This window comes from Candidatus Cloacimonadota bacterium (assembly GCA_011372345.1).
Classification (GTDB): domain Bacteria; phylum Cloacimonadota; class Cloacimonadia; order Cloacimonadales; family TCS61; genus DRTC01.
Genome location: DRTC01000078.1, coordinates 1 through 4,114, shown reverse-complemented (window position 1 = coordinate 4,114; position 4,114 = coordinate 1). Strand labels below are relative to the sequence as shown.

6 protein-coding genes are annotated in these 4,114 nt (G+C 35.4%); 5 read left to right on the top strand and 1 reads right to left on the bottom strand.

The genetic code is table 11. From position 1 onward, the window contains the following. Positions 1–210 (bottom strand): glycerate 2-kinase (locus ENL20_01450; protein HHE37223.1); only part of this gene is annotated, 210 nt, incomplete at its 3' end. A gap of 131 nt (positions 211–341) precedes the next feature. Between ENL20_01450 and ENL20_01445 the strand changes: the two genes are divergently transcribed. The 5 genes from ENL20_01445 to ENL20_01425 all read left to right on the top strand — a co-directional run bounded on the left by ENL20_01445 (position 342) and on the right by ENL20_01425 (position 3,780). Further along, entirely contained in the window at positions 342–1,124 is a 783-nt protein-coding gene (locus ENL20_01445; GenBank protein ID HHE37222.1) for an FKBP-type peptidyl-prolyl cis-trans isomerase, read from the top strand. Between the two features lie 61 nt (positions 1,125–1,185). Next, complete coding sequence (locus ENL20_01440; GenBank protein ID HHE37221.1) at positions 1,186–1,665, top strand: hypothetical protein; 480 nt, start codon at positions 1,186–1,188, stop codon at positions 1,663–1,665. A 58-nt stretch (positions 1,666–1,723) separates the two neighbouring features. Next, complete coding sequence (locus ENL20_01435) at positions 1,724–2,410, top strand: aspartate/glutamate racemase family protein (protein HHE37220.1); 687 nt, start codon at positions 1,724–1,726, stop codon at positions 2,408–2,410. A 15-nt stretch (positions 2,411–2,425) separates the two neighbouring features. Further along, positions 2,426–3,004: a nitroreductase gene (locus tag ENL20_01430; GenBank protein ID HHE37219.1), complete on the top strand. Its 579-nt coding sequence runs from the start codon at positions 2,426–2,428 to the stop codon at positions 3,002–3,004. 146 nt (positions 3,005–3,150) lie between these two features. Next, on the top strand, positions 3,151–3,780 hold the full coding sequence (locus ENL20_01425; protein ID HHE37218.1) for a hypothetical protein: 630 nt from the start codon (positions 3,151–3,153) through the stop codon (positions 3,778–3,780). Positions 3,781–4,114: the final 334 nt, after the last annotated feature.

Sequence of the window (4,114 nt, the reverse complement as noted above, 5' to 3'; positions counted from 1 at the left end):
TCCTAAAGGATCAGTTACAAATTCAGAATATTTTTTCCCGTTAGTTGCATTGATCAATATCTGCAGAATCCCTTCTCCTCCATCAGAAACAGGAACTTTGAGATAATCAGCTTCTGTAAATACTTTTCTAAATCCTTTTTCGATAAGATCTGCAACCTGCTTTGCAGAAAGACTACCCTTAAAAGAATCGGGAGAAATGAATATTTTCATTTTTTTACCTTCTATATGAACTTTTTAAGGGCAAAATCAAGTCAAGGTTTTTAGAAACTTTCAGAAATTTCAATTTGACAAAGCAAAGCAGATTTTAAATTTGTGTTATCAAAAAAATGTAAGGAGTTGATATGAGAAACAAATTCAGAGTATTTTCTCTACTTGTAATTTTGATCGCTTTCAGTTCAGTCGCAGCTGATGATTACACCACAACTGAAACCGGTTTACAATACAAAATTACAGAGCAGGGAAAAGGTGAACAAGCGAACAAAGGTGATAAAGTAAAAGTCCATTATACCGGTAAATTGGAAAACGGTGAAGTTTTCGACAGTTCTATCGATAGAGGTAAACCATTTGAATTTGAATTAGGAGCAGGTCGCGTTATCAAAGGCTGGGACGAAGGAATTGCTTTGCTGAAAGTTGGTGATAAAGCAACCTTTATCATTCCTCCGGAATTAGGTTATGGAGAAAGGAATTTAGGAAAAATCCCGGCAAATTCTACTCTGATCTTTGATGTGGAATTATTGGAAATAGTAAAAGCACCTAAAATAACTTCTTTCGATGTAACAGGGATAGAAGCGATTTATTCCCAAACCGGACTGAAGTTTTATGTGATTGATCAGGGTGAAGGTGAATCTCCAAAAAAAGGCGATATGGTTACAGTTCATTACAGCGGATATCTCGAAGATGGAACTATGTTCGATTCATCGGTTGAACGAGGTCAACCTTTTCAGTTTGAGTTAGGAGCAGGAAGAGTTATCAAAGGTTGGGATGAAGGTGTCTCTTTTATGAAAAAAGGCGGGAAGATCAGGTTCGTTATTCCTTATAATCTTGCTTACGGTGAAGAGGGAAGACCTCCGAAAATCCCTCCCAAAGCTGATCTGACTTTTGATATTGAACTAATTGATTTTTAAAAGATGCGATAAACTTGCCAAATTTTTGAAATTTGGCAAGTTTTAAATTAAGGAGAAAATCATGAAAGAAGAGAAGAAATTAACGATCAGGGAAGCTCATCAGGCATTTGCTACCGGTTTATTCAATTATACCTGGGATTTGCTGGAGAAGAAGGATAGAACTCCTGAAGACGATGAAATGATGATCAATACTGCTCATTCTTCTCTTTATCATTGGAGTAAGATCGGGCAGCAGATAAACCTGCAGCGAGGTGAATGGATGGTTTCGCATGTTTATATTATTTTATCAAGATCCGAACCTGCTTTATATCATGCGAAAATTTGTCTGGATCTGACAGAAAAAAATGATATTGGAGATTTTGACAAAGCATTTGCTCTGGAAGGATATGCAAGAGCATTGGCTTTGAACGAAAGAAAAGAAGAAAGCGAAAAATATTATAAACTGGCAAAAGAAGCAGGACAGGAAATCGGGAAAAAAGAAGATAAAGACTATTTTCTGAAAGTCCTGGATGAAGATCCCTGGTTTGGAATGAGATTGTAGCACAGATTTGTAATCTGTGAAAAAAAGTGAAACTAACGGAATCGAATTCCGTTCAACTATGAAAACAATCGGACTTATCGGTGGTACCAGCTGGGAATCGACAAAAGAATATTATCGTATCATCAATCAAACAATTAACCGAAGATTAGGAAAAAAACATTCGGGTAAGATCATACTTTTTTCATTTGATTTTGAAGAATTGTATAGTCTAAAAAACAATTGGCATCTGATCTCGGAAAAGTTGATCGAAGCTGCTCGAATCCTTGAAAGATCCGGAGCAGATTTTATTCTGATCTGTGCCAACACGATGCATAAAGTTGCAGAGAAAGTTCAGGAAAAAATAAATATTCCTATTCTTCATATCGCAGATGTAACTGGTCAAAAGATCAGAGAAAAAGGATTGAATACAGTCGGATTGTTGGGGACTAAATTTACTATGACAGATGATTTTTACAAAAAGAGATTAAAAAGTAAATTTGATATACAGATAATTGTTCCTGATAAAGAAGAAATTGAATTAATCCAAAAGGTCATTTTTGAAGAAATATGTGTTGGTAAATTGTTAGATTCTTCAAAGCAAAAATTCCTTGAAATAATTAAAAATTTGAAGAAAAAGGGTGCATCGGGAATAATTCTTGGATGTACGGAAATTCCTTTATTAATTCAGCAGCAAGATGTGGATATTCCTGTTTTTGATACGCTGGAAATTCATGCTGAAACTGCGGTTGAATTTGCTTTGAAATAAATTGTTGAGGATAAAATGACTGTAAAAGATATTATCGAAAAAAGAAGATCTTTCCGTTCTTTAGAACCATTTGAAGTTACTGATGAGATCATTAAGGAAATTGCAGAAGCAGCAAAACTTGCTCCATCCTGCTATAATAAACAACCATGGAGATTTGTTTTTGTTCGCAACAAAGGAATTCTGGAACAGTGTTTTAATGCTTTGAAGAAAGGTAATGAATGGTGTCGGAAAGCTTCTCTGTTGATAGCAGTTTACACTCATAAAAATCTCGATTGTATTATCAAAAGCAGGAAATATGCAAATTTCGATACTGGCATGGCAACGGCTTTTATGATCCTTCGAGCAACAGAAATGGGTCTGGTTATGCATCCGATCGCAGGATTCAAAAAAAACAAGACAAAAGAAATCCTGAAAATTCCTGATAAAATGAAATTGATCACAATTCTTGTGGTTGGGAAAAAAGCAGATGAGATCGATCCTGACTTGAATGAAAAACAGCAGTTTCTCGAAGAGGAACGAGCTCCGAGATTGGAGATTGATCAGTTTGTTTCTATCGATCGATGTTCGATTATTGATGATTTAAAGAAAGAATAAAGCAAATTGTCATTCTAATGATTCTTACCAAGATATTCTTTTGAAGAATCAACAGAAGTTATGGATCATGACATCTGAAGAGATTCTTCGAGAGAAGTACAGGAAGGATTTCTCAGAATAACAAAAGTTTAAATTCAGGAAGAAACATGCGAAAGTTTTTATCACTTGTTTTATTAATAATAATAATCATTTCCTGTTCAACAGTTCCCATCACCGGCAGAAAATCATTTAACATAATTCCCACAGAAACCATCAACTCCATGAGTTTCCAGGAATATGGAAATTTCCTGAAATCCAACAAAGTGATCTACAAAACCAGACAAGCGGATCTGGTAAGGAGAGTCGGAAAAAACATTCAGAAAGCGGTGGAAAAATATTTTTTCAAACCTTCAAGGTTTCTTATTATGAAAAGAAAGATCCTTCACATTTTAGCCCAAAAACCAGGAAAAACCGGAAGCGGAATTTTCCTGCAAGCTCTTCTCAAAGAAGCATCCAAAAAGAACTACGAACAATCTGTAATTATGGGAATTTCCCAAAAAGACCAGATAGAATCTTTTGGATTTTGTGAAGATATCAAATTATTTCCTGTCAGGTTCGAGACCGAAAAACTTCCCTTTCCAGTTGTCGGTATGAGCGATGTGATGCCGTATCAGAGCACTCGTTATCAGGATATGACAGACGAGATGCTGAAACAATGGAAATCAGCTTTTCAAAAACAGATCGATAAAGCAATCAATGAATTCCAGCCAGATTTGATAATTTCGCATCATATGTAGATTCTATCAATTTTTACAAAAGTATTGTTTCCTGAAATTCCGCTTTATGTAATTTCACACGGAACCGGTTTACGACAACTGAAATTAGCAAAACAATTTTCTCAATATGTCATTTTCGGCAGCAAAAAAATAGATCATGTTTTTGCCTCCTATGAAAACATTTCAAGCAAGACTCGACTCGTAATGAACGAAGGGAATGCGAGTCGAGAATAGCGACCATATTAGACAGATTGTCTTTGACTCGCACTTCGTCACGAGTCGAATCCAATCTTTAGAATATTTTGTTTTCATCTTAAATGAACTATCAGCTCGTGAATAGAGAGGAGCTTAACTG

Coding starts and splice junctions, on each gene's coding strand:
- ENL20_01445 (HHE37222.1), top strand. CDS start 342: ATGAGAAACAAATTCAGAGTATTTTCTCTACTTGTAATTTTGATCGCT.
- ENL20_01440 (HHE37221.1), top strand. CDS start 1,186: ATGAAAGAAGAGAAGAAATTAACGATCAGGGAAGCTCATCAGGCATTT.
- ENL20_01435 (HHE37220.1), top strand. CDS start 1,724: ATGAAAACAATCGGACTTATCGGTGGTACCAGCTGGGAATCGACAAAA.
- ENL20_01430 (HHE37219.1), top strand. CDS start 2,426: ATGACTGTAAAAGATATTATCGAAAAAAGAAGATCTTTCCGTTCTTTA.
- ENL20_01425 (HHE37218.1), top strand. CDS start 3,151: ATGCGAAAGTTTTTATCACTTGTTTTATTAATAATAATAATCATTTCC.